Origin of the sequence: Pseudomonas sp. FP2309, from assembly GCF_030687575.1 — a bacterium.
Classification (GTDB): Bacteria; Pseudomonadota; Gammaproteobacteria; order Pseudomonadales; family Pseudomonadaceae; genus Aquipseudomonas.
In genome coordinates, this window is record NZ_CP117439.1 from 4,594,896 (window position 1) to 4,616,218 (window position 21,323).

Consider the following 21,323-nt stretch of genomic DNA (forward strand, 5'->3'; position numbering starts at 1 on the left):
GGGCACAAAAAAGGGCTCCGAAGGAGCCCTCTCTTGCAGCTTACAACGTGAAGCAGCCGTTATTTTTTGTCGCGGCGCTTCTTGTCGGCCTTCTTGTGGTGAGTCATCAAACGACGCTTCTTGTTCACCTGACGGTCAGTCAGTGTGTTCTTGTTGCCTTCGTATGGGTTCTCGCCACCCTTGAACTCGATACGGATCGGCGTACCGACCAGTTTCAAGACACGGCGGTAGGTGTTTTCCAGGTAACGCACGTAGGACTTGGGCACCTTCTCGATCTGGTTACCGTGGATCACGATGATCGGCGGGTTGGCCCCACCCAAGTGGGCGTAACGCAGTTTGATCCGGCGGTTGTTGACCATCGGCGGCGCGTGCTCGCCCACGGCGTCTTCGAGGATCTGGGTGAGACGGTTGGTCGGCCAGCGGGTGACTGCGGACTTGAACGAGTTTTGTACGGATGCGTAGAGATTGCCCACGCCGGTGCCGTGCAGTGCCGAGATAAAGTGGATATCGGCAAACTCGACGAAGAACAAGCGGCGTTGCAGCTCGATTTTCACGAAATCGCGCTCGCTCGGCGTCATGCCGTCCCACTTGTTGATCGCGATGACCAGCGCGCGACCCGCCTCCAGGGCGAAGCCGAGCAGGTTCAGGTCGTGGTCCACCACGCCTTCGCGGGCGTCCATCACGAAGATCACCACGTTGGCGTCTTTGATGGCTTGCAGGGTTTTGACCACCGAGAATTTTTCAACTTCCTCGTGGATTTTGCCGCGCTTGCGCACACCGGCGGTGTCGATCAGCGTGTACTTCTCGTCGTTACGCTCGAACGGGATGTAGATACTGTCGCGGGTGGTGCCGGGCTGGTCGTAAACAATAACCCGGTCTTCACCGAGCATGCGGTTGACCAAGGTGGACTTGCCGACGTTCGGACGGCCGATGATGGCGATCTTGATGCCATCTTTTTCGCTTGGGCCAGGAATGCGCTTGGCTTCCTCGCCTTCGGCCACAATCTCCTCGTCGCCCTCTTCTTCCTCGACGTCATCCTTCGGGAAGTCGCGCAGGGCGATTTCCAGCATTTGGGTGATGCCGCGACCGTGGGCACCTGCGATAGGAATCGCGTCGCCCAGGCCCATCGGGCTGAATTCGGCACGGGCCTGCTCAGGATCAATGTTGTCGATCTTGTTGGCGACCAAATAGGAACGCTTGTTGCGTTTGCGCAGGTGCTCGCCAATCATCTGGTCGGCTGCGGTGTAGCCCGCGCGGGCATCCACCAGGAACAACACGACATCGGCCTCTTCAATGGCAAGCAGCGACTGCTCGGCCATTTTTTCGTCCATGCCATGCTCGTCACCGGAGATACCACCGGTGTCGACAATAATGTAGGAGCGCCCTTGCCACTTTGCCTCACCGTATTGGCGATCACGGGTCAGACCGGACAAGTCGCCGACAATAGCGTCGCGAGTCCTGGTCAGGCGGTTGAACAAGGTGGACTTGCCGACGTTAGGTCGGCCCACCAGGGCGATTACGGGAACCATGCGGCTCTCCACTTCGTTATTTCAGAAAATACAAAAGCCGCTGCATGGCAGCGGCTGGTGCTCGGGGCAGCATCGTCAGATGCCGCATGCCCCGCCGAAGCGGGGCCGCCTGGGTGTTACCCCAAGCATGGTTCTTACTTGATGGTCAGGGCTTCCAGCTTGCCGCTGTTGCCATACACATAAAGCATGTTACCCACCACCAGCGGACGCGCACGCAGGCCGTCGCTGTCGATACGCTCACGGCCTACAAAGCGACCGTCCACCTGGCTCAGCAGGTGCAGGTAGCCTTCGAAGTCACCGACCGCTACGTAGCTGGAGAACACTTCCGGTGCCGACAGCTGACGGCGAGCCAGGGAGTCGTTGCTCCACAACGCAGTGGTGGAGCGCTCGTCGACACTTTCAACGGTGCCGGACGCCAGGCTTACGTAGACGCTGCCAAACCCTTGGGCGACACCGGCGTAGCTGGAAGCATCACGCTGCCAGTTGACGCGGCCGCTCTGCAGGTCCAACGCCGCAACGCGGCCCTGATAGGTGGCGACATAGAGGGTTTCACCGGACAGCAGCAAGCCGCCGTCGATGTCCACGACGCGATCCAGTTCGGAACGACCTTGTGGGATGGCCACGCGGGTTTCCCAGGCCGGTACGCCGTTCTGGGTGTCCAGGGCGACCACTTTACCGGTCGACAGACCTGCAACGGCCAGATTGTTGGTCACAACCGGACCACTGGTACCGCGCAGGGTCAACACCGCCGGGGTGCTGTCGTACAACCAGCGCTGTTCGCCAGTGCTGGCGTCCAGACCGATCACACGGTCGTCCTGGGTTTGCACCACGACAATATCGCCGTTGGTGGCAGGCGGTGCGAGCACTTCACTGGTCACGCGAGCGCGCCATTTCTCTTCACCGCTGCTGGAATCCAGCGCCACGACTTCGCCTTTGAGGGTGCCGACCATGACCAGGCCATAACCCACGCCTACGGCGCCGGACACGGGCAACTCAAGGTCTTTTTTCCACTTCACGTCGCCGTTCATGCGATCCATGGAGATCACCACGCCGGTCACGTCAGCGGCCACAATGTTGTCACCGTCGATTGCCGGTACCAACATGTTGTAGGTTTCGCCCTGGCCATCACCAATGGAGCGGCTCCACTGCTTTTGCAGGACCACTTCTTCCTTGAAGCTGGTCAGCTCGGCCGGAGGCAGTTCTTTTTTACTGTTGCTGCTGCAACCCGCGGCCAGAACGGCCAGAGCCAGCAATGCTGCATGTTTCCAACGGATCACGTCACGCATCCCCTTTGGCCAAGTCGTCCAGCTTGATTTGTAAGCCACCGACCGCCGCTTCATCAGACAGCGCCGCCTTGGCTTTTTTATACGCAGCATTGGCTTCGTCGGTACGACCCAATTGGACCAGAAGGTCGCCCTTGAGCTCTTCGCGAGTGGCTACAAATGCCTTGTCAGCATCGCCGTCGAGCAGTTTGAGTGCTTCGTCAGCTTTGTTCTGTGCCGCCAATACCTGCGCCAGGCGCTGACGTGCGATTTCACCCAGGGTTGGGTTGGTCGGTTTGTCGGCGATTGCCTTCAGTTCTGCAGCGGCGTCATCCAGCTTGCCGGTATCGACCGCGACTTTCGCGACAAACAGGCTGCCGTATTGGGCGTAGGTGCTACCGCCGAATTCACTTTTGAGCTTGCCGGCCAGGTCAGCTACCTGTGCAGGATCAGGTTTGCCAGTTGGCGTCAGCGTCGTTTCCAGCAGTTGCTGATAGAGAATCGAGGCGCCTTGGGACTGGTTGGCCTGATACTTCGTCCAGGCTTGCCAGCCGAACACCACTACTAAAGCCAGCAGGCCGCCAGTAACCAGGGGCTTGCCGTTACGCTGCCACCAGTCCTTGAACTCGGCCAACTGCTCATCATCAGTACTCGACACCCCAATACTCCTTAATCGCTAAATTCGGCTGTTCGACAGCTTCAACCCTGCACAATACAGGTGGCCAAGTGCGCAGCAAGCGCATCAAAGGCAATGTTCTGTTGCTCGCCCTGGCCACGCAGGGGTTTGAAACCTATCACTTGCTGGGCCAGTTCGTCATCGCCGAGGATCAGTGCGTACAGCGCACCGCTCTTGTCAGCCTTCTTGAACTGGCTCTTGAAGCTGCCGGCGCCGGCGTTTATCTGCAGGCGCAGGTTTGGCAATTGGTCACGCACCTGTTCACTCAAGGCCAGGGCAGCCAGTTCGGCAGCCTCGCCAAAGGCGCAAAGGTAGACGTCCACCTGACGGGAGATTTCTTCCGGGACCTGCTCCAGGGTTTCGAGCAGCAGAATCAACCGCTCGATACCCATCGCAAAACCCACGCCCGAGGTCGGCTTGCCGCCCATCTGTTCGACCAGCCCGTCGTAGCGGCCACCCGCGCACACGGTGCCCTGGGCGCCGAGCTTGTCGGTAACCCACTCGAACACGGTCTTGCTGTAGTAATCGAGGCCGCGCACCAGCTTGGGGTTGATCACGTAGGGAATACCGGCAGCATCCAGGCGAGCCTTGAGGCCCTCGAAGTGCGTACGGGACTCGTCGTCCAGGTAATCCGCCATTTTCGGCGCATCGACCAGCACGGCCTGGGTGTCGGCGTTCTTGGTGTCCAATACGCGCAACGGGTTGGTTTTCAGACGGCGCTGGCTGTCTTCGTCCAACTTGTCCAGGTGAGCACTGAGAAACTCCACCAGGGCTTCGCGATAACGGCCACGGGACTCGCTGGTCCCCAGGCTGTTGAGTTCAAGCTTGACGGCATCGCGAATGCCCAGCATGCCCCACAGGCGCCAGGTCAGCACGATCAGCTCGGCGTCGATGTCCGGACCGTCGAGGTTGAACACCTCCAGGCCGATCTGGTGGAACTGACGATAACGGCCTTTCTGGGGGCGCTCGTGGCGGAACATGGGGCCGATGTACCACAGCTTCTGCGGCTGGCCGCCACCGGTGAGGCCGTGCTCGAGCACCGCGCGCACGCACGCGGCGGTACCTTCCGGACGCAGGGTCAGGGAGTCACCGTTGCGGTCTTCAAAGGTGTACATCTCTTTTTCGACGATGTCGGTCACTTCACCGATGGAGCGCTTGAACAGCTCGGTGAACTCGACGATCGGCATGCGGATCTGCTTGTAACCGTAGTTATCCAGCAGGCGCGCGACAGTGTTCTCGAAGTAACGCCACAGTGGCGTCTGCTCCGGCAGGATGTCGTTCATGCCACGAATGGCTTGCAGAGACTTGCTCACATCAAATCCTTAAATTCGTTCTTAGCCGCGCGCGATCAGCGCTGCGTCAGCCGCGACCTTTTCGGCCGCTTTCTCGCGAATCAGCTTTTCGAGCTCATCCACCAGATTGTCATTCGTCAACTTCTGCGACGGTTTGCCGTCGATATAAATCAAGTTTGGGGTACCGCCGGTCAGGCCCACATGGGCCTCCTTGGCTTCACCCGGCCCGTTGACCACACAGCCGATCACCGCGACATCCAGCGGCACCAGCAGGTCTTCGAGACGCAACTCCAGATCGTTCATGGTTTTCACCACGTCGAAGTTCTGCCGCGAGCAACTCGGGCAGGCAATGAAGTTGATGCCACGGGAACGCAAACGCAGGGATTTGAGAATGTCGTAGCCGACTTTCACTTCCTCTACCGGGTCTGCCGCCAACGAGATGCGGATAGTATCGCCAATCCCTTCGGCGAGCAGCATACCGAGACCCACTGCAGATTTCACTGTGCCTGAGCGCAAACCGCCCGCTTCAGTGATACCCAGGTGCAATGGCTGCACGATTTCCTTGGCCAGCAGGCGGTAGGCTTCAACCGCCATGAACACGTCGGAAGCCTTCACACTGACCTTGAAGTCCTGGAAATTCAGGCGTTCAAGGTGCTCGACGTGGCGCAGGGCCGACTCAACCAGCGCCGCCGGGGTAGGCTCGCCGTATTTCTTTTGCAGGTCTTTTTCCAGGGAACCGGCGTTGACACCGATGCGGATTGGAATGCCGCGATCACGGGCAGCGTCCACCACCGCACGCACACGGTCTTCGCGACCGATGTTGCCTGGATTGATCCGCAGGCAATCCACGCCCAGTTCGGCGACGCGCAACGCGATCTTGTAGTCAAAATGGATGTCGGCAACCAACGGCACCTTGACCAATTGCTTGATACGACCAAAGGCTTCAGCAGCGTCCATATCGGGCACGGAAACCCGCACGATATCGACGCCTGCGGCTTCCAGACGGTTGATCTGGGCCACGGTGGCAGCCACATCATTGGTGTCGCTGTTGGTCATGCTCTGCACCGCGATGGGCGCATCACCGCCCACCGGCACCGAGCCGACCCAGATCTTGCGCGATACGCGACGTTTGATTGGAGATTCGCCGTGCATGACTATTGTCCCAACTTGAGGCGAGCGGTCTCGCCAGTGGTGAACGGCGCCACGTCCACAGGCTGGCCGTTGTAGGCCACTTGCGCGCCACGGGCATAGCCCAGACGCAGCGTCAAAGGAGGCTTGCCGCCTTGGTCGAGCGTATCTCCCTTACGCTTGAGACCGCTAAACAGCACTTTGCCATTGCCATCGGTGACTTGCGTCCAGCAGTCAGCGACGAACGTGATCTGGACACGGCCATCACCGGCGATCAACGCAGGGGTGGTGGGCGGAGACATGGCAGGTGTTGCCGGAGCAGCGGGGACAGGAGCCGCTGGGGTCTGCGCCTGCGTCGCTGGCGTATGGGACGGGGCAGCAACCGGTGCAGCGGGAGTTTCGGGTGTCGCTGGAGCCGTTGCGGCGGCCGTCATAGTCGGGGCCGTTTGCAGCGCAGGCTGCTCACTGGCCAGCGGTGCTTCAGGCGCGGCCTGGCCGTCAGCCACGGCCTGGTCTTCCGGCTCATCCAGCGGGTGAATCTGGGTGGTGCCGTCGGCGCTTTCGACTTCGACGTGCTCCATGGCGTTGCTGGTCAGATCCTTAGTACGCAGGGAGGCCTGGTCTTGCCACCAGAGAAACCCGCCGCCAATCACGGCGATCAGCAACAGCAGGCTGACAATTCGCAGAATCGTGTGGGAAACCCGCACCGGTTCTTCGATGCGACCCAGGCCATGGACATTGCTGCCTTGAGAGTCGGTACCGGTGAACTGGTCGAATTCCTGAACCAGAGAGGCCTGGTCGATCCCCAGCAACTTGGCATAGGCGCGGATATAACCGCGGGCGAACGTATGCCCTGGCAGCTTATCGAACGCGCCGGCTTCCAGGTTGGCCAGGGATGTGGTGGTCAAATTGAGCTTGAGGGCCACTTCCGCCAGCGACCAACCATTGCTTTCGCGGGCCTGACGCAAGGTGTCGCCTGGGTTTACGCGATTCGCTGCTACAACTTCCGGGTGCGCCGCTTTCATCATTGCTCCGACAGGTATTGCTGATATTCCGGCGTACCGGGATAGAGTCGTTCGAGTTGCTGGCCAAACCGTGCGGCCGTGTCGCGGTCGTCATGAACCGTCGCCAGGCGCACGCCGAGCAATAGACTACGTGCATTTTGCCCACTGAGCAGGCTAAAACGCTCGTAATAGTCACGTGCCGGCACATAATGCCTGTCTTCGTAAGACAACTCAGCCATTTCGAGCAAGGCGCGTGGCTGACGACTGTTCAGGTGCAGGGCTTTTATCAGTTGCTGGCGGGCGTCGTCACGCTGACCGAGGCGCATAGAGGTCACCCCGAGGTTCTCGAACACCCGCGAGCGCTCCGGGTAGAGGGTATCGGCGGACGCTTGCGCAAAATAACGCGCAGCCTGGTCATAACGTTTCTGTTCGAACAGGAAGCTGCCGTAATTGTTCAGCAGCCGCGGATCCGCGGGCCGAGAGGCCAGGGCCTTACTGAAATACTGTTCCGCCAATTCCGGCTCGGCCTGGGCCTGGAACACCAGCGCCAGTGCGGCATTGGCGTCGGCATCACTGCCGTCAAGCTCAAGGGCCTTTTTCAACGGCACCTTGGCCTGCTCGCTCATGCCCTGCCGAAGGTAGCCCAACCCCAGCTGTACATAGGCAACTCGCGCTTCGTCACGACCTTTGCCGGTTTGCAAAGGGCTGTCATGGCCCGATGAAACACAACCGGCCGTGAAGCCGGTAACAAGCAGCAGCAGCGCCAGGCGCAAGGGCATAGAGATCCTCTCTCAGATTCGATTCACAGCAATTTGCGGTAGATCGTCGGCGGCGTTCAGTTCACGCACGGCGATATAACGCTCGCTGCGGCGGGTGCGGTCCATCACCTGCCCTACCAATTGGCCACAGGCGGCGTCGATGTCTTCACCACGGGTGGTGCGCACGGTGACGTTGTAGCCGGCCTGGTGCAGTTGATCCTGGAAACGACGGATGGCGTTGTTGCTCGGCCGCTCGTAACCAGAATGAGGAAACGGGTTAAACGGGATCAGGTTGATCTTGCACGGGGTGTTCTTGAGCAACTCGATCATCTCGACGGCGTGTTCGACCTTGTCGTTGATGTCCTTGAGCATGGTGTACTCAATGGTCAGCACGCGCTTCTCGCCCAAGGTCGCCATATAACGCTGGCAGGATTCGAGCAGCATCTTAAGCGGATACTTCTTGTTGATCGGCACCAATTGGTTACGCAATGCGTCATTGGGTGCGTGCAGCGACAACGCCAGGGAGACGTCGATGTGCTTGGCCAGCTCATCGATCATCGGGACCACACCGGAGGTCGACAGGGTCACACGGCGCTTGGAGATGCCGTAGCCGAGGTCGTCCATCATCAAATGCATGGCCGCAATCACGTTGTCGAAGTTCAGCAGCGGCTCACCCATGCCCATCATCACCACGTTGGTGATGGCACGGTCGACGGTAGCCGGGACGCTGCCAAAGGATTTGTTGGCAATCCACACCTGCCCGATGACTTCGGCGGCGGTGAGGTTGCTGTTGAAGCCTTGCTTGCCGGTGGAGCAGAAACTGCAGTCCAGGGCACAGCCTGCCTGGGACGAAACGCACAAAGTACCGCGCTTGCCCTGGGGAATGTACACGGTCTCGACGCAGCTGCCGGACGCCACGCGTACCACCCACTTGCGGGTGCCGTCGCTGGAGATGTCCTCGCTGACCACTTCGGGACCACGGACCTCAGCAATAGCCTTGAGCTTGTCGCGCAGGGCCTTGCTGACGTTCGTCATGGCGTCGAAATCATCGACGCCAAAGTGGTGAATCCATTTCATTACCTGACCGGCACGGAAACGCTTCTCCCCGATTGAGTCGAAGAATTTCTCCATTTCCGGCTGGGTCAGCCCCAGCAGGTTGGTTTTAACAGTCGATGTAGTCATGGATTCACCCTCACTCTTTAAGCCGATGCTTAGCGAGCGGTTACTTCAGTAGCGGCGAAGAAGTACGAGATTTCGCGAGCAGCAGCGGCTTCGGAGTCCGAACCGTGGACAGCGTTGGCGTCGATGGATTCAGCGAAATCAGCACGGATGGTGCCGGCAGCTGCTTCTTTAGGGTTGGTGGCGCCCATCAGTTCGCGGTTCAGAGCGATGGCGTTTTCGCCTTCCAGAACCTGAACAACAACAGGACCGGAGATCATGAATGCAACCAGGTCACCGAAGAAACCACGAGCGCTGTGTTCAGCGTAGAAGCCTTCAGCTTCAGCTTTGGACAGTTGCTTGAGCTTCGAAGCTACAACCTTCAGGCCGGCTTTTTCGAAACGAGTGGTGATCTCACCGATGACGTTTTTTGCAACAGCGTCAGGCTTGATGATGGAGAAAGTACGTTGAACAGCCATGGTGTAACTCCAGAAACGGTAATTTACGAAAAATTAAACCCGCGAATTATACGCGGGTTATTGGGTATTGCCTAACTGCGTAAGGTGGGGGCCGTCAGTCCTGTTCTTCTTTCCAGGCAGTCTGGATAGCTTCAAGGACCTTTTCGCCGCCACGATCCCGCTCATCCTCAAACCCTGGCAAAGCCATGACCATGTCACGCAAGGCAACAAAATTCAGGGAATAGGGATCAAGATCCGGGTTGCCATCGGCCAACAGGATAGCGATCTCTTGCACATCAACCCATTTAAGACTCATGACACTTCCTTGAATCAATGCGGCGCTTCGGCTGCATGGTTGAGCGAATATTTCGGAATTTCGACAGTGATGTCTTCAGTCCCCACCTTTGCCTGACAGCTTAGACGCGATTGCGCCTCAAGGCCCCAGGCACGATCGAGAAAGTCCTCTTCCAGTTCATCGGCTTCTTCAAGCGAGTTGAAACCCTCGCGAATGATGCAATGACACGTGGTACAAGCACACACACCACCGCAAGCACTCTCGATTTCGATGTGATTGTCGTGGGCAACTTCGAGGATGGACTTGCCGGTCTCAGCCTCCACAACCATACCGTCCGGGCAATGCTCGGCGTGTGGCAGAAAAATGACCTGCGGCATTAATTATTCCTCGATTTCATTCAGGTTGCGTCCCGCCAGGGCGGCTTTGACCGTCTGGTCCATGCGGCGGGCAGCAAAGGCATCGGTAACTTGCGACAGGCGCTTGGTCTGTTGCTCGATGGCATAACCATCGTTGCCTTTCATCAGTTCGGCCAGTTCCTGCATCTGCAGGTCGATGACCATGCGCTCTTCAGCATCCAGCAGGCGTTCGCCATCAGCGTCAAGGGCGCCCTGCACCGCTTCGAGCAGGCGCTGGGCATCCACTTGCTGTTCGCGCAGTACGCGGGCGACCTTGTCGTCACCGGCATATTGGAACGAGTCCTTGAGCATCTTGGCGATTTCGCCGTCAGTGAGGCCGTAGGACGGCTTGACCTGGATACTGGCTTCAACGCCCGAACCCAGCTCACGGGCGGCCACGCTGAGCAGGCCATCCGCGTCGACCTGAAAGGTCACGCGGATTTTCGCCGCGCCCGCGACCATCGCCGGGATGCCGCGCAATTCAAAACGCGCCAGGGAGCGGCAGTCGCTGATCAGCTCACGCTCGCCTTGCAGCACATGAATCATCATGGCCGTTTGGCCATCTTTGTACGTGGTGAAATCCTGGGCGCGGGCAACGGGGATGGTCGTGTTACGCGGAATCACCTTCTCCATCAGGCCGCCCATGGTTTCCAGCCCCAGGGACAACGGGATCACATCAAGCAGCAACAGCTCACCGCCATCGCGCTTGTTGCCGGCCAGGGTATCGGCCTGGATCGCGGCACCGATGGCAACGACTTGATCCGGGTCGATTTCTGTCAGCGGCTGGCGACCGAAGGCTTCGGCAACCGCGTCACGGACACGCGGCACACGGGTTGAGCCACCGACCATGACCACAGCGCCAACATCTTCCAACTCGATACCGGAATCACGCACGGCACGGCGGCACGCTTTCAGGCTGCGGGCAACCATTGGCTCGATCAACGCATCAAAGGCTTCGCGAGTCAGTTGAGCCGACCAGCTACCGTAGGAAACTTCAACAGAAGCGGCATCCGTCAGCGCCTCCTTGGCCGCGCAGGCGGTTTGCAGCAGGTTGCGCTGCGCGCCCGGATCCAGGTCAGCCGACAAGCCGGCACTGCTGATGATCCAGCCCGCGATGGCATGATCAAAGTCATCGCCGCCCAGGGCGCTGTCGCCACCGGTGGCCAGCACTTCAAACACACCACCGGTCAGACGCAGGATCGAAATATCGAAGGTGCCGCCGCCCAGGTCGTAGATGGCGACCAAGCCTTCGGCATGTTGATCCAGGCCATAGGCCACGGCAGCAGCCGTCGGCTCGTTGAGCAGGCGCAGCACATTCAGGCCGGCGAGTTTCGCCGCATCCTTGGTGGCCTGGCGCTGAGCATCATCGAAATAAGCCGGAACCGTGATCACTGCACCGACCAACTCACCACCCAATGTGGTTTCTGCGCGCTGGCGCAGCACCTTGAGGATATCGGCAGACACTTCCACCGGGCTTTTCGGGCCCTGGACGGTGTCGATGAAGGGCATGTGGGATTCGCCGCCGACAAAGCGGTAAGGCAGTTGATCACCCAATTGCTTGACGTCGGACAGACCGCGTCCCATCAAGCGCTTGACGGACAGCACAGTATTCAGTGGGTCGGTCGACGCGGCCAGTTTGGCCGACTCGCCCACTTCGGTGCGATCGAGGTGATAGCGCACGGCTGACGGCAGGATAACCTGGCCGTCAGCGTCGGGCAGTGGCTCGGACAGGCCGCTGCGCAAGGCAGCAACCAGGGAATTGGTGGTGCCCAGGTCAATCCCGACCGCCAGGCGACGCTGGTGCGGTTGAGGGCTTTGGCCGGGTTCGGCGATTTGCAGTAGAGCCATGGTAATCAGGTCTTATCTGTCTATCAGGCGTGCATCACGGGCAGCACTGGGTTAATCGTCGAGGCGCTCTTCTAGCTGGCGCACTTCGTAGGTGAGCTTGTCGAGGAATTGCATGCGCCGCATCAGGCGTTCGGCCTGTTCGCGTTGCGCCGCATCATCCCAACAGGCTGCGAAGCTTTCGTTGAGCTCATCCTGGGCCGCCTTCAGACGGCGCTTGAAGACCACGACGCCAGCCACATCGGCTTCGTCCTGCAAGTCTTCGAGCTCTTCGCGCCACTGCATTTGCTGCATCAGGAAGTCCGGATCATGCACGGTGACTTCCATCGGCAACTCACCACCCTTCATCGCCAGTAAATAACGCGCGCGTTTCGGGGGGCTTTTGAGCGTCTGATAGGCTTCGTTGAGGCTGGCCGATTGCTCCAGCGCCAAGCGTTGCTCACGCTCGGAAGCGTCGGCAAAGCGGTCCGGATGCACGCCACGCGCCAACTCACGGTAGCGCGTAGCAAGCTGCTCAAGGTCCAGCCGAAAGCTCGGCTGCAGCTCGAATAAAGCGAAATGACAAGGAGTACCCACGAGTCGCCTCAGATGTTGAAGCTTTCGCCGCAGCCACATTCACCGCGAACGTTGGGATTGTTGAACTTGAAGCCTTCGTTCAACCCTTCCTTGACGAAATCGAGTTCGGTGCCGTCCAGGTAGGTCAGGCTTTTAGGGTCGATGATCACTTTCTCGCCGTGACTTTCGAACACCTGGTCTTCCGCAACTACCTCGTCGACGAACTCCAGCACATACGCCAGGCCGGAACAGCCTGTGGTGCGAACACCCAGACGAATCCCCTCACCTTTACCGCGCCCATCCAGGGAGCGTCGCACGTGCCGCGCAGCCGCTTCTGTCATGCTGATAGCCATCGTTGACTCCTTACTCGTCGCCAAATGCTTAGATCAAGCCTTTCTTCTGCTTGTAGTCGCGTACGGCCGCCTTGATGGCGTCCTCAGCGAGTACCGAGCAGTGGATTTTCACAGGCGGCAAAGCCAGCTCTTCGGCCAACTGGGTGTTGCTGATGGTGACAGCCTCATCCAGGGTCTTGCCTTTCATCCACTCGGTAGCGAGGGAGCTGGAGGCAATGGCGGAACCGCAGCCGTAAGTCTTGAACTTGGCATCTTCGATAACGCCAGCGTCGTTGACCTTGATCTGCAGGCGCATCACGTCGCCGCACGCCGGAGCGCCGACCATGCCAGTGCCGACATCAGGATCTTCCGCGTCCATCTTGCCGACGTTGCGCGGGTTTTCGTAGTGGTCGATGACCTTTTCGCTGTAAGCCATGGTACTGAATCCTCACTCATCAGGGCCGCTCTGGAACCCTGTAAAAACGCCTGCGTTTTCCGCCACGTTCCTACAGAGCTTGGGTGGCGGCTTCTATAGTTAGTGTGCCGCCCACTCGATCTTGGAGATGTCGACGCCATCCTTGTACATGTCCCACAGCGGCGACAACGTACGCAGTTTGTTGACGGCTTCACAGACTTTCTGCGCGGCGTAGTCGACTTGCTCTTCGGTGGTGAAACGGCCAAACGTAAAGCGGATCGAGCTATGTGCCAGTTCGTCGTTGCGGCCCAGGGCGCGCAGTACGTACGAAGGCTCAAGGGACGCCGAGGTGCAGGCAGAACCGGACGAAACCGCCAGGTCCTTGAGGGCCATGATCAGCGACTCGCCTTCGACGTAGTTGAAGCTCAAATTCAGGTTATGCGGTACGCGGGCTGTCATGCTGCCGTTGACGTACAGCTCTTCGAGGTCTTCGACCTGCTTGTAGAAGCGGTCGCTCAAGGCCTTGATGCGCACGTTTTCGGCAGCCATGTCTTCCTTGGCCACGCGGAACGCTTCGCCCATGCCAACGATCTGGTGGGTCGCCAGGGTGCCCGAACGCATGCCGCGCTCGTGACCGCCGCCGTGCATGGCGGCTTCGATGCGCACGCGAGGCTTGCGGCTCACGTACAGCGCGCCGATACCTTTAGGACCGTAGGTCTTGTGGGCCGAAAACGACATCAGATCGACTTTCAGCTTGGACAGGTCGATGTCGACCTTGCCGGTGGACTGAGCAGCGTCGACGTGCAGCAGGATGCCCTTGGAACGGGTCAGCTCACCGATGGCCGCGATGTCGTTGATGGTGCCGATTTCGTTGTTCACGTGGATCACCGACACCAGAATGGTGTCATCACGCAGTGCGGCTTCGATCATCGCCGGGGTGACGATACCGTCGGTGGTCGGTTCGAGGTAAGTGACCTCGAAGCCTTCACGTTCCAGTTGGCGCATGGTGTCGAGAACAGCCTTGTGCTCAATCTTGGTGGTGATCAGGTGCTTGCCCTTGGTCGCATAGAAATGCGCCGCGCCCTTGATCGCCAGGTTGTCGGACTCGGTAGCACCGGAGGTCCAGACGATTTCACGCGGATCTGCTCCCACCAGGTCTGCGACCTGGCGACGAGCGTTCTCGACCGCTTCCTCGGCTTTCCAGCCGAATACGTGGGAACGGGAGGCCGGGTTGCCGAAGTTTCCGTCAACCAGCAGGCATTCGCTCATCTTTTGCGCGACACGCGGATCAACCGGGGTGGTCGCTGAGTAATCAAGGTAAATCGGCAATTTCATGGACTTTCTCCTAAATCAGGCTGGCTGGCGTGCCGTTAGCTCTTCGGCTGTCACTCGACGGCGGACGCTTCAATCTTGTCCAGACGCGGCGCCTTTGTATTGCAACGGCGCTGGTCCTGACGCTGGGCTACTTCTTGCACCTCACGGCGAGTCACAAGATCAGCCAAGCTGATACCACTCAAAAACTCATGGATCTGCAGGCTCAAGTCACACCATAAGTGGTGCGTCAGGCAGGTATCGCCGGCGTGGCAGTCACCCAGCCCCTGGCATTTGGTCGCGTCGACGGACTCGTTGACCGCATCGATCACCTGGGCGACCTGGATACCCTGCATATCGCGGGACAGTTGATAGCCACCACCCGGACCCCGCACGCTGGACACCAGATTGCTGCGGCGCAACTTGGCGAACAGCTGTTCAAGGTAGGACAGGGAAATGCCTTGGCGCTCGGAGATATCGGCCAGGGACACCGGCCCAGTTTGCGCGTGCAAAGCCAGGTCGAGCATGGCAGTCACCGCGTATCGGCCTTTTGTAGTCAGTCTCATGGACAAGTACCAAGGTGTTTCAGAATGGGAGCAAGTATGCGATTCCCGAGTATTTAAGTCAACTATAAGACCTAGCACTTTAGTCAGGATTACCCGTAAAAAGGGCGCGCGAATCATAGCAGGATGGGGTGGGGACGAATAGCGGGAACAAGACCGAACAGGAATTCAGAGGCCAATAGCATGGCAGAGACGTGCACCCGATAACGGTGAGTCAGTCGAAATAGATGGCGCCTGACATACTGCGATCTACCACAAGCCCCTTCCCACAAGGGGCTTGTGATGACAGGAGACTTCAGCCTACCTTGGAGGCCGCTTCATCTTTGATCTGCGCGAAGTCCTCTTCACGCAGCTCAGGCAGATCTTTCGCACAGTAGCTGCTGCCCAGCTCCTTCAAAGCGCCGCACATGCCATCCAGCTTGCCGTCCACCGCTTGCAGATGATCGAGCAGTTGACCGATGGCACGGGCCACTGGGTCAGGCATATCCTCACTGACACCATAGGCATCAAAGCCAATCTTCTCAGCCATGGCCTTGCGCTTGGCCTCCTGCTCATCGCCGACTTCCGGCTTGACGATGATTCGCCCAGGAATACCTACGACGGTGGCACCCGGTGGCACAGCCTTGGTGACAACCGCATTGGAGCCCACCTTGGCACCTGCACCGACCGTAAACGGCCCCAGAACCTTGGCACCCGCGCCCACCACTACACCGTTTTCCAGCGTCGGGTGGCGCTTGCCTTTATTCCAACTGGTGCCGCCCAGGGTTACGCCCTGGTACAGAGTGACATCATCGCCGATCTCAGCGGTCTCACCAATAACGATACCCATGCCATGGTCGATAAAGAACCGACGCCCCACCTTCGCACCCGGATGAATCTCAATACCGGTCAACCAGCGTCCGAAGTTGGACACCAGCCGCGCCAGCCATTTCCAACCCATGCCCCACAAGGCGCCGGACAGACGATGGATCCAAATGGCGTGCATGCCCGGATAGCAAGTCAGCACTTCAAAGGCGTTGCGCGCCGCAGGGTCACGGTGAAAAACACTCTGGATATCTTCTCGCAGACGCTCGAACATTTTTAATCCTTCCGCTTAAGCAGCTCGCCACGGGCCGCTTTCTGGGTTTCCGTGAGGATGCCACGCAATATATTCATTTCCGCCCGACTGACCGAGCTGCGCCCATATAAGCGACGCAGGCGCGCCATCAAGTGCCGTGGTTTTTCTGGGTCAAGGAATTCAATGGCCACCAGGGTTTGCTCAAGGTGCTCATAAAATCGTTCCAGCTCGTCCATGGTTGCCAACTCGCCACTCTTGGTTGAGGCAACCTCTTCCTTTTCCATTTTGCTTGGCTGACCGGCGGCGGCCAGCCAAGCCATGCGCACTTCGTACGTCAACACCTGCACCGCTGCGCCGAGATTCAGCGAGCTGAACTCAGGGTCTGAGGGTATATGCACGTGATAGTGACATCGCTGCAGCTCTTCATTGGTCAGGCCGGAATCCTCGCGGCCAAACACCAAAGCGATTTCAGCGCCACCGACAGCCTCCTCCACCACCTTGGTGCCGCACTCACGCGGATCCAGCAACGGCCAAGGAATCCGACGGTCGCGGGCGCTGGTGCCGAGTACCAGATTGCAGCCGACCAGCGCATCCTCCAAGGTGGCGACGACCTGAGCTTTTTCAAGCAGATCGTTGGCGCCGGATGCACGGGCATCAGCCTCGTGGTGCGGAAAAACGCGCGGTTCGACCAGCACCAGGCGCGTCAGCCCCATGTTTTTCATGGCTCGCGCCACCCCGCCGATATTGCCGGGATGACTGGTATTGACCAAGACGACACGAATGTTTTGCAGCAAGGGAGGCGCTCTCGGACACGGGAAAGGGGAGCAAATCTTACAGAACAGCCTAAGGTTATGCCACGAAAGCTCACGTCGTCCTTCACCTGAAGAAAGTTTCTGCTAGAATGCCCGGCTTTCTTTAACAACCTTAGGTGACACATCCATGCAGCCCATGCTGAATATCGCGCTGCGCGCCGCCCGCAGCGCCAGTGAATTGATCTTCCGCTCCATCGAGCGCCTGGATACCATCAAGGTCGACGAAAAAGACGCCAAGGATTATGTATCCGAGGTGGATCGCGCCGCCGAACAGAAAATCATCGACGCGCTGCGCAAGGCCTACCCTACCCACGGCATCCTCGGTGAAGAAACCGGCTTGCACAAAGGCAGCGGCGAAGGCGAAGACTACCTGTGGATCATTGACCCACTGGATGGCACCACCAACTTCCTGCGCGGCATCCCACACTTTGCGGTAAGCATCGCCTGCAAATACCGTGGCCGCCTGGAACACGCCGTCGTACTCGACCCGGTTCGCCAGGAAGAATTCACCGCCAGCCGTGGCCGTGGTGCCCAGTTGAACGGTCGCCGCCTGCGCGTCAGCGGTCGCACCAGTCTGGACGGCGCCCTGCTGGGTACCGGCTTCCCATTCCGCGACGACCAGATGGACAACCTGGAAAACTACCTGGGCATGTTCCGCGCCCTGGTTGGCCAGACCGCCGGCATTCGCCGCGCCGGCGCTGCCAGCCTGGACCTGGCCTATGTGGCCGCAGGTCGTTTTGATGCGTTCTGGGAGTCAGGCTTGTCCGAGTGGGACATGGCTGCAGGCGCGCTGCTGATCCAAGAGGCCGGCGGCCTGGTGAGCGATTTCACCGGCGGTCATGACTTCCTGGAAAAAGGCCACGTCGTCGCCGGCAACACCAAATGCTTCAAGGCCGTACTGACGGCAATCCAGCCGCATCTGCCTGCATCGCTGAAGCGCTAAGCGAGCGAGCGAGCACAAAAAAGCACCCCTCGGGGTGCTTTTTTTATACCTTTAAAAAGCTTATTGCTGATTCTGACCCAGCACCAGACGCCCTTCCTTATCGACCGGAATCTGACCGCCCGGGTCACGGTCCATACGCACCGAACCCTCTTTGCCATCCAGGGTGTAACGCACGTCATAGCCGACCACTTTGTCGCTGATGTCATTGACGGTGTTACAGCGGGTTTGCGTCGTGGTGTAGGTATCGCGGTTCTGCATGCCTTCCTGAACCTTGTTACCCGCGTAACCACCACCGACCGCACCGGCTACGGTGGCCAATTTCTTACCGTTACCGCCACCGATCTGGTTACCCAGCAAGCCACCAGCCAAGGCACCGACGACGGTACCGGCGATTTGATGCTGGTCCTGCACCGGACGCTGCCGGGTTACTGCAACGTCCTTGCAGACTTCGCGAGGGGTCTTGATCTGGGTTTTCACCGGCTGCACTGCCAGCACTTGCGCATACTCAGGGCCGCTTTTTACCAGGCTGTAGGTGGCAACAGCACCCCCGGCAGTCACACCGACAGCACCCAATACCGCACCAACCAGTAACGACTTGTTCACGTTGAACCTCCTGACCATCACAAACGGACCGAAAGATCCGCGCTATACCCAGCCTTGGAGCAAAAAAAAAGGCACGAGTTCAATACTCATGCCTTCTTTGTAACAGCAGATCAACGAGCACCCATCAAGGACGGTCGTCGACCTCCTTGTCAGTGGCAGCCGGAGGGATCAAGTCTTCGGTACTGAGGTTCAGCCAGATCAACACCACGTTGGCGATGTAGATCGACGAGTAGGTACCCGCCAGAACGCCGATAAACAGCGCCAGGGAGAAGCCCCACAGGTTATCGCCACCGAAGATCATCAACGCAGCGATCGCCAGCAAGGTGGAAATCGACGTCGCCATGGTCCGCAGCAGCGTCTGGGTGGTGGAGATGTTGATGTTCTCGATCAACGTGGCCTTGCGCAGTACACGGAAGTTCTCACGAACCCTGTCGAATACCACGATAGTATCGTTGAGCGAGTAACCAATGATCGCCAGCACCGCCGCCAGCACCGTCAGGTCGAAGGTGATCTGGAAGTAGGCCAGGATCCCGACAGTCACGATCACGTCGTGGATCAGCGACACAATGGCGCCAACACCGAACTTCCATTGAAAGCGGAATGCCAGGTAGATCATGATGCCGACCAGCGCCATCAGCATGCCCAGACCGCCCTGATCGCGCAGCTCTTCACCCACCTGCGGACCGACGAACTCGACGCGCTTGACCGATGCCGGGTTTTCACCGCCGACCTTCTGCAGCGCCTCAGCCACCTGGTGACCCAATTGCGGGTCTTCACCCGGCATCCGCACCAGCAGGTCGGTGGTCGCACCAAAGCTCTGTACCACGGCTTCGTGATAACCGGCCTTGACCAGCTCGTTGCGCACCAGTGTGACGTCGGCCGGCTTCTCGTAGGTCAGCTCGATGAGCGTACCGCCGGTGAAGTCGAGACCGTAGTTCAGGCCCTTATGGAACCAGCTGAACAAGGCCAGAACGGTAAGGAGCACTGTGGCGCCGAACGCAATGTTGCGAACGCCCATGAAGTTGATTGTACGTAACATGGCAGCCCCTTAAATCCACAACTTCTTGAAGTCACGCCCGCCAAAGATCAGGTTGACCATTGCGCGGGTCACCATGATGGCCGTGAACATCGAGGTAAAGATACCCAGGGACATGGTCACCGCAAAACCTTTGACTGGGCCGGTGCCCATGGCAAAGAGAATCCCGCCGACCAGCAAGGTGGTCAGGTTGGAGTCGAGAATCGCGGTAAATGCCCGGCCGAAGCCTTCGTTGATTGCACGCTGCACGGTCATGCCCGCCGCGATCTCTTCACGAATGCGCGAGAAGATCAGCACGTTGGCGTCCACCGCCATACCCATGGTGAGTACGATACCGGCGATACCCGGCAAGGTCAGCGTTGCACCCAGCAGCGACATCAGGGCCAGCAGCATCACCATGTTGCCCGCCAGGGCCACGGTGGCGATGATGCCAAAGAAGCGGTAGATGGCGATGATGAACAGGGACACGAACAGCATGCCCCACAGCGCAGCATTCACACCCTTGGTGATGTTGTCCGCACCCAGGCTTGGGCCGATGGTACGTTCTTCAGCGAAGTACATCGGCGCCGCAAGGCCACCCGCACGCAGCAGCAGAGCCAGCTCCGAGGACTCACCCTGACCGTTCAGACCAGTGATGCGGAATTGCGCCCCCAGCGGTGACTGGATAGTCGCCAGGCTGATGATCTTCTTCTCTTCCTTGAAAGTCTGGACAGGCACGTCTTTTTCGACGCCGTTGACGATCTGCTTGGTGTAGGTGGTCACCGGGCGTTGCTCAATGAAGATCACCGCCATGCTGCGACCGACATTGCTGCGCGTGGCGCGGCTCATCAGCTCGCCGCCGTGGCCATCCAGGCGGATGTTAACTTCAGGGGTACCGTGCTCGCCGAAACCGGCTTTGGCGTCGGTCACCTGATCACCAGTGATGATCAAGCCACGCTCGATCAGTGCAGGTGGGCGATTGCCCTCACGGAATTCGAATTCCTCGGAGGTCGCGCGCGAAGCACCTGGCTCCGCCGCGAGACGGAACTCCAGGTTGGCGGTTTTACCCAGGATACGCTTGGCTTCCGCCGTATCCTGCACACCCGGCAGCTCAACCACGATGCGGTTGGCGCCCTGGCGCTGAACGATCGGCTCGGCCACACCCAGCTCGTTGACGCGGTTACGTACCGTGGTCAAGTTCTGCTTGATGGAGTACTCGCGGATTTCCGCCAGCTTGGCCGGGGTCATCGCCAGACGCAGCACAGGCTGACCGTTAAGGTCGGCCGGTACGATGTCAAAATCGTTGAAGTTCTTGCGAATCAGCGCACGCGCCTGTTCGCGGGAAGCTTCGTCAGAGAAACCCAGCTGGATAGCACCGTTGAGCTGCGGCAGGCTGCGATAACGCAACTTCTCTTTGCGCAGCAGGCTCTTCACGTCGCCTTCGTAAACTTTCAGGCGTGCGTCGAGGGCTTTGTCCATGTCGACTTCCAGCAGGAAGTGCACACCACCGGACAGGTCCAGACCCAGCTTCATCGGATGCGCGCCAATGCTGCGCAACCACTGTGGCGTGGTCTGCGCCAGGTTGAGCGCGACAACGTAGTCGTCACCCATAGCCTTGCGCACAACGTCTTTGGCCGGCAACTGGTCTTCTTGCTTGGTCAGGCGCAACAAGCCGCCTTTCGAACCAGCCGCCAAGGTTGCCGCTTTAACCTGGATGCCCGCATCAGTGAGCGCTTTGCTCGCGCGCTCCAGGTCAGCCTGATTGACTTGCAGCGACGTGCTGGCGCCAGAGATCTGGATCGCCGGGTCATCAGGATAGAGATTGGGAGCGGAATAAATAAAACCGATCGCCAGCACCGCCAGGATCAGTACGTATTTCCACAGAGGGTATTTGTTCAGCATCACGCCGCCCGCTTA

Annotated in this window: 23 protein-coding genes; 1 reads left to right on the forward strand and 22 read right to left on the reverse strand. The window is 59.2% G+C overall.

What is annotated here, in order from left to right:
* Positions 1 to 59: 59 nt before the first annotated feature.
* The 19 genes from der to trmJ all read right to left on the reverse strand — a co-directional run bounded on the left by der (position 60) and on the right by trmJ (position 16,827).
* Positions 60 to 1,529: a ribosome biogenesis GTPase Der gene (der, locus tag PSH59_RS21120; RefSeq protein ID WP_248079807.1), complete on the reverse strand. Its 1,470-nt coding sequence runs from the start codon at positions 1,527 to 1,529 to the stop codon at positions 60 to 62.
* Positions 1,530 to 1,663: 134 nt separating this feature from the next.
* A complete protein-coding gene (bamB, locus tag PSH59_RS21125) occupies positions 1,664 to 2,815 on the reverse strand; it encodes an outer membrane protein assembly factor BamB (protein ID WP_248079806.1) in 1,152 nt (383 codons plus the stop codon).
* Positions 2,808 to 3,449, reverse strand: a complete 642-nt coding sequence (locus PSH59_RS21130; protein WP_248079804.1) for a YfgM family protein — start codon at positions 3,447 to 3,449, stop codon at positions 2,808 to 2,810. The genes bamB and PSH59_RS21130 overlap by 8 nt, the downstream gene beginning before the upstream one ends.
* Before the next feature lie 41 nt (positions 3,450 to 3,490).
* Positions 3,491 to 4,780: a histidine--tRNA ligase gene (hisS, locus tag PSH59_RS21135; RefSeq protein WP_305393594.1), complete on the reverse strand. Its 1,290-nt coding sequence runs from the start codon at positions 4,778 to 4,780 to the stop codon at positions 3,491 to 3,493.
* Between the two features lie 21 nt (positions 4,781 to 4,801).
* A complete protein-coding gene (gene ispG / locus PSH59_RS21140) occupies positions 4,802 to 5,911 on the reverse strand; it encodes a flavodoxin-dependent (E)-4-hydroxy-3-methylbut-2-enyl-diphosphate synthase (RefSeq protein WP_003175952.1) in 1,110 nt (369 codons plus the stop codon).
* Between the two features lie 2 nt (positions 5,912 to 5,913).
* Positions 5,914 to 6,912 (reverse strand): RodZ family helix-turn-helix domain-containing protein, encoded by a 999-nt coding sequence (locus PSH59_RS21145; protein ID WP_305393595.1) that lies wholly within the window; start codon positions 6,910 to 6,912, stop codon positions 5,914 to 5,916.
* Positions 6,912 to 7,670 (reverse strand): type IV pilus biogenesis/stability protein PilW, encoded by a 759-nt coding sequence (gene pilW / locus PSH59_RS21150; RefSeq protein ID WP_248079798.1) that lies wholly within the window; start codon positions 7,668 to 7,670, stop codon positions 6,912 to 6,914. Before pilW ends, PSH59_RS21145 begins: the two co-directional genes overlap by 1 nt.
* A 12-nt stretch (positions 7,671 to 7,682) precedes the next feature.
* Positions 7,683 to 8,831: a 23S rRNA (adenine(2503)-C(2))-methyltransferase RlmN gene (rlmN, locus tag PSH59_RS21155; RefSeq protein ID WP_003238464.1), complete on the reverse strand. Its 1,149-nt coding sequence runs from the start codon at positions 8,829 to 8,831 to the stop codon at positions 7,683 to 7,685.
* A gap of 29 nt (positions 8,832 to 8,860) precedes the next feature.
* Entirely contained in the window at positions 8,861 to 9,286 is a 426-nt protein-coding gene (gene ndk, locus PSH59_RS21160) for a nucleoside-diphosphate kinase (RefSeq protein WP_003175956.1), read from the reverse strand.
* Positions 9,287 to 9,380: 94 nt separating this feature from the next.
* A complete protein-coding gene (iscX, locus tag PSH59_RS21165; RefSeq protein WP_003194015.1) occupies positions 9,381 to 9,581 on the reverse strand; it encodes a Fe-S cluster assembly protein IscX in 201 nt (66 codons plus the stop codon).
* A 14-nt stretch (positions 9,582 to 9,595) separates the two neighbouring features.
* Positions 9,596 to 9,937: an ISC system 2Fe-2S type ferredoxin gene (fdx, locus tag PSH59_RS21170; RefSeq protein ID WP_032890689.1), complete on the reverse strand. Its 342-nt coding sequence runs from the start codon at positions 9,935 to 9,937 to the stop codon at positions 9,596 to 9,598.
* 3 nt (positions 9,938 to 9,940) lie between these two features.
* Positions 9,941 to 11,803 carry a Fe-S protein assembly chaperone HscA gene (hscA, locus tag PSH59_RS21175; protein ID WP_248079793.1) on the reverse strand — a complete coding sequence of 621 codons (1,863 nt, stop codon included), beginning with the start codon at positions 11,801 to 11,803 and terminating at the stop codon, positions 9,941 to 9,943.
* A 51-nt stretch (positions 11,804 to 11,854) separates the two neighbouring features.
* On the reverse strand, positions 11,855 to 12,376 hold the full coding sequence (gene hscB, locus PSH59_RS21180) for a co-chaperone HscB (protein ID WP_032895386.1): 522 nt from the start codon (positions 12,374 to 12,376) through the stop codon (positions 11,855 to 11,857).
* 8 nt (positions 12,377 to 12,384) lie between these two features.
* Positions 12,385 to 12,708 carry an iron-sulfur cluster assembly protein IscA gene (iscA, locus tag PSH59_RS21185; RefSeq protein WP_010565230.1) on the reverse strand — a complete coding sequence of 108 codons (324 nt, stop codon included), beginning with the start codon at positions 12,706 to 12,708 and terminating at the stop codon, positions 12,385 to 12,387.
* A 28-nt stretch (positions 12,709 to 12,736) separates the two neighbouring features.
* Positions 12,737 to 13,123 carry a Fe-S cluster assembly scaffold IscU gene (gene iscU, locus PSH59_RS21190; protein WP_028617851.1) on the reverse strand — a complete coding sequence of 129 codons (387 nt, stop codon included), beginning with the start codon at positions 13,121 to 13,123 and terminating at the stop codon, positions 12,737 to 12,739.
* Between the two features lie 99 nt (positions 13,124 to 13,222).
* The gene (locus PSH59_RS21195) at positions 13,223 to 14,437 is read right to left on the reverse strand and encodes an IscS subfamily cysteine desulfurase (RefSeq protein WP_305393596.1); all 1,215 of its coding nucleotides are present in this window, start codon (positions 14,435 to 14,437) and stop codon (positions 13,223 to 13,225) included.
* A gap of 50 nt (positions 14,438 to 14,487) precedes the next feature.
* Positions 14,488 to 14,979 (reverse strand): Fe-S cluster assembly transcriptional regulator IscR, encoded by a 492-nt coding sequence (iscR, locus tag PSH59_RS21200; protein ID WP_003194020.1) that lies wholly within the window; start codon positions 14,977 to 14,979, stop codon positions 14,488 to 14,490.
* Between the two features lie 292 nt (positions 14,980 to 15,271).
* Positions 15,272 to 16,054, reverse strand: a complete 783-nt coding sequence (cysE, locus tag PSH59_RS21205; protein ID WP_248079789.1) for a serine O-acetyltransferase — start codon at positions 16,052 to 16,054, stop codon at positions 15,272 to 15,274.
* Between the two features lie 2 nt (positions 16,055 to 16,056).
* Positions 16,057 to 16,827, reverse strand: coding sequence for a tRNA (cytosine(32)/uridine(32)-2'-O)-methyltransferase TrmJ (gene trmJ, locus PSH59_RS21210; RefSeq protein WP_248079787.1), 771 nt, complete (start codon positions 16,825 to 16,827; stop codon positions 16,057 to 16,059).
* A 145-nt stretch (positions 16,828 to 16,972) separates the two neighbouring features.
* Between trmJ and suhB the strand changes: the two genes are divergently transcribed.
* Positions 16,973 to 17,788, forward strand: coding sequence for an inositol-phosphate phosphatase (gene suhB, locus PSH59_RS21215; RefSeq protein WP_003175971.1), 816 nt, complete (start codon positions 16,973 to 16,975; stop codon positions 17,786 to 17,788).
* A gap of 60 nt (positions 17,789 to 17,848) precedes the next feature.
* On the opposite strand, the gene PSH59_RS21220 is transcribed toward suhB, so the two are convergent.
* The 3 genes from PSH59_RS21220 to secD form a co-directional block, all read right to left on the reverse strand.
* Positions 17,849 to 18,391 (reverse strand): glycine zipper 2TM domain-containing protein, encoded by a 543-nt coding sequence (locus PSH59_RS21220; protein WP_032890678.1) that lies wholly within the window; start codon positions 18,389 to 18,391, stop codon positions 17,849 to 17,851.
* A 124-nt stretch (positions 18,392 to 18,515) separates the two neighbouring features.
* Positions 18,516 to 19,430, reverse strand: coding sequence for a protein translocase subunit SecF (secF, locus tag PSH59_RS21225; protein ID WP_248079785.1), 915 nt, complete (start codon positions 19,428 to 19,430; stop codon positions 18,516 to 18,518).
* Between the two features lie 9 nt (positions 19,431 to 19,439).
* Positions 19,440 to 21,308 (reverse strand): protein translocase subunit SecD, encoded by a 1,869-nt coding sequence (gene secD, locus PSH59_RS21230; protein WP_305393597.1) that lies wholly within the window; start codon positions 21,306 to 21,308, stop codon positions 19,440 to 19,442.
* Between the last annotated feature and the right edge of the window lie 15 nt (positions 21,309 to 21,323).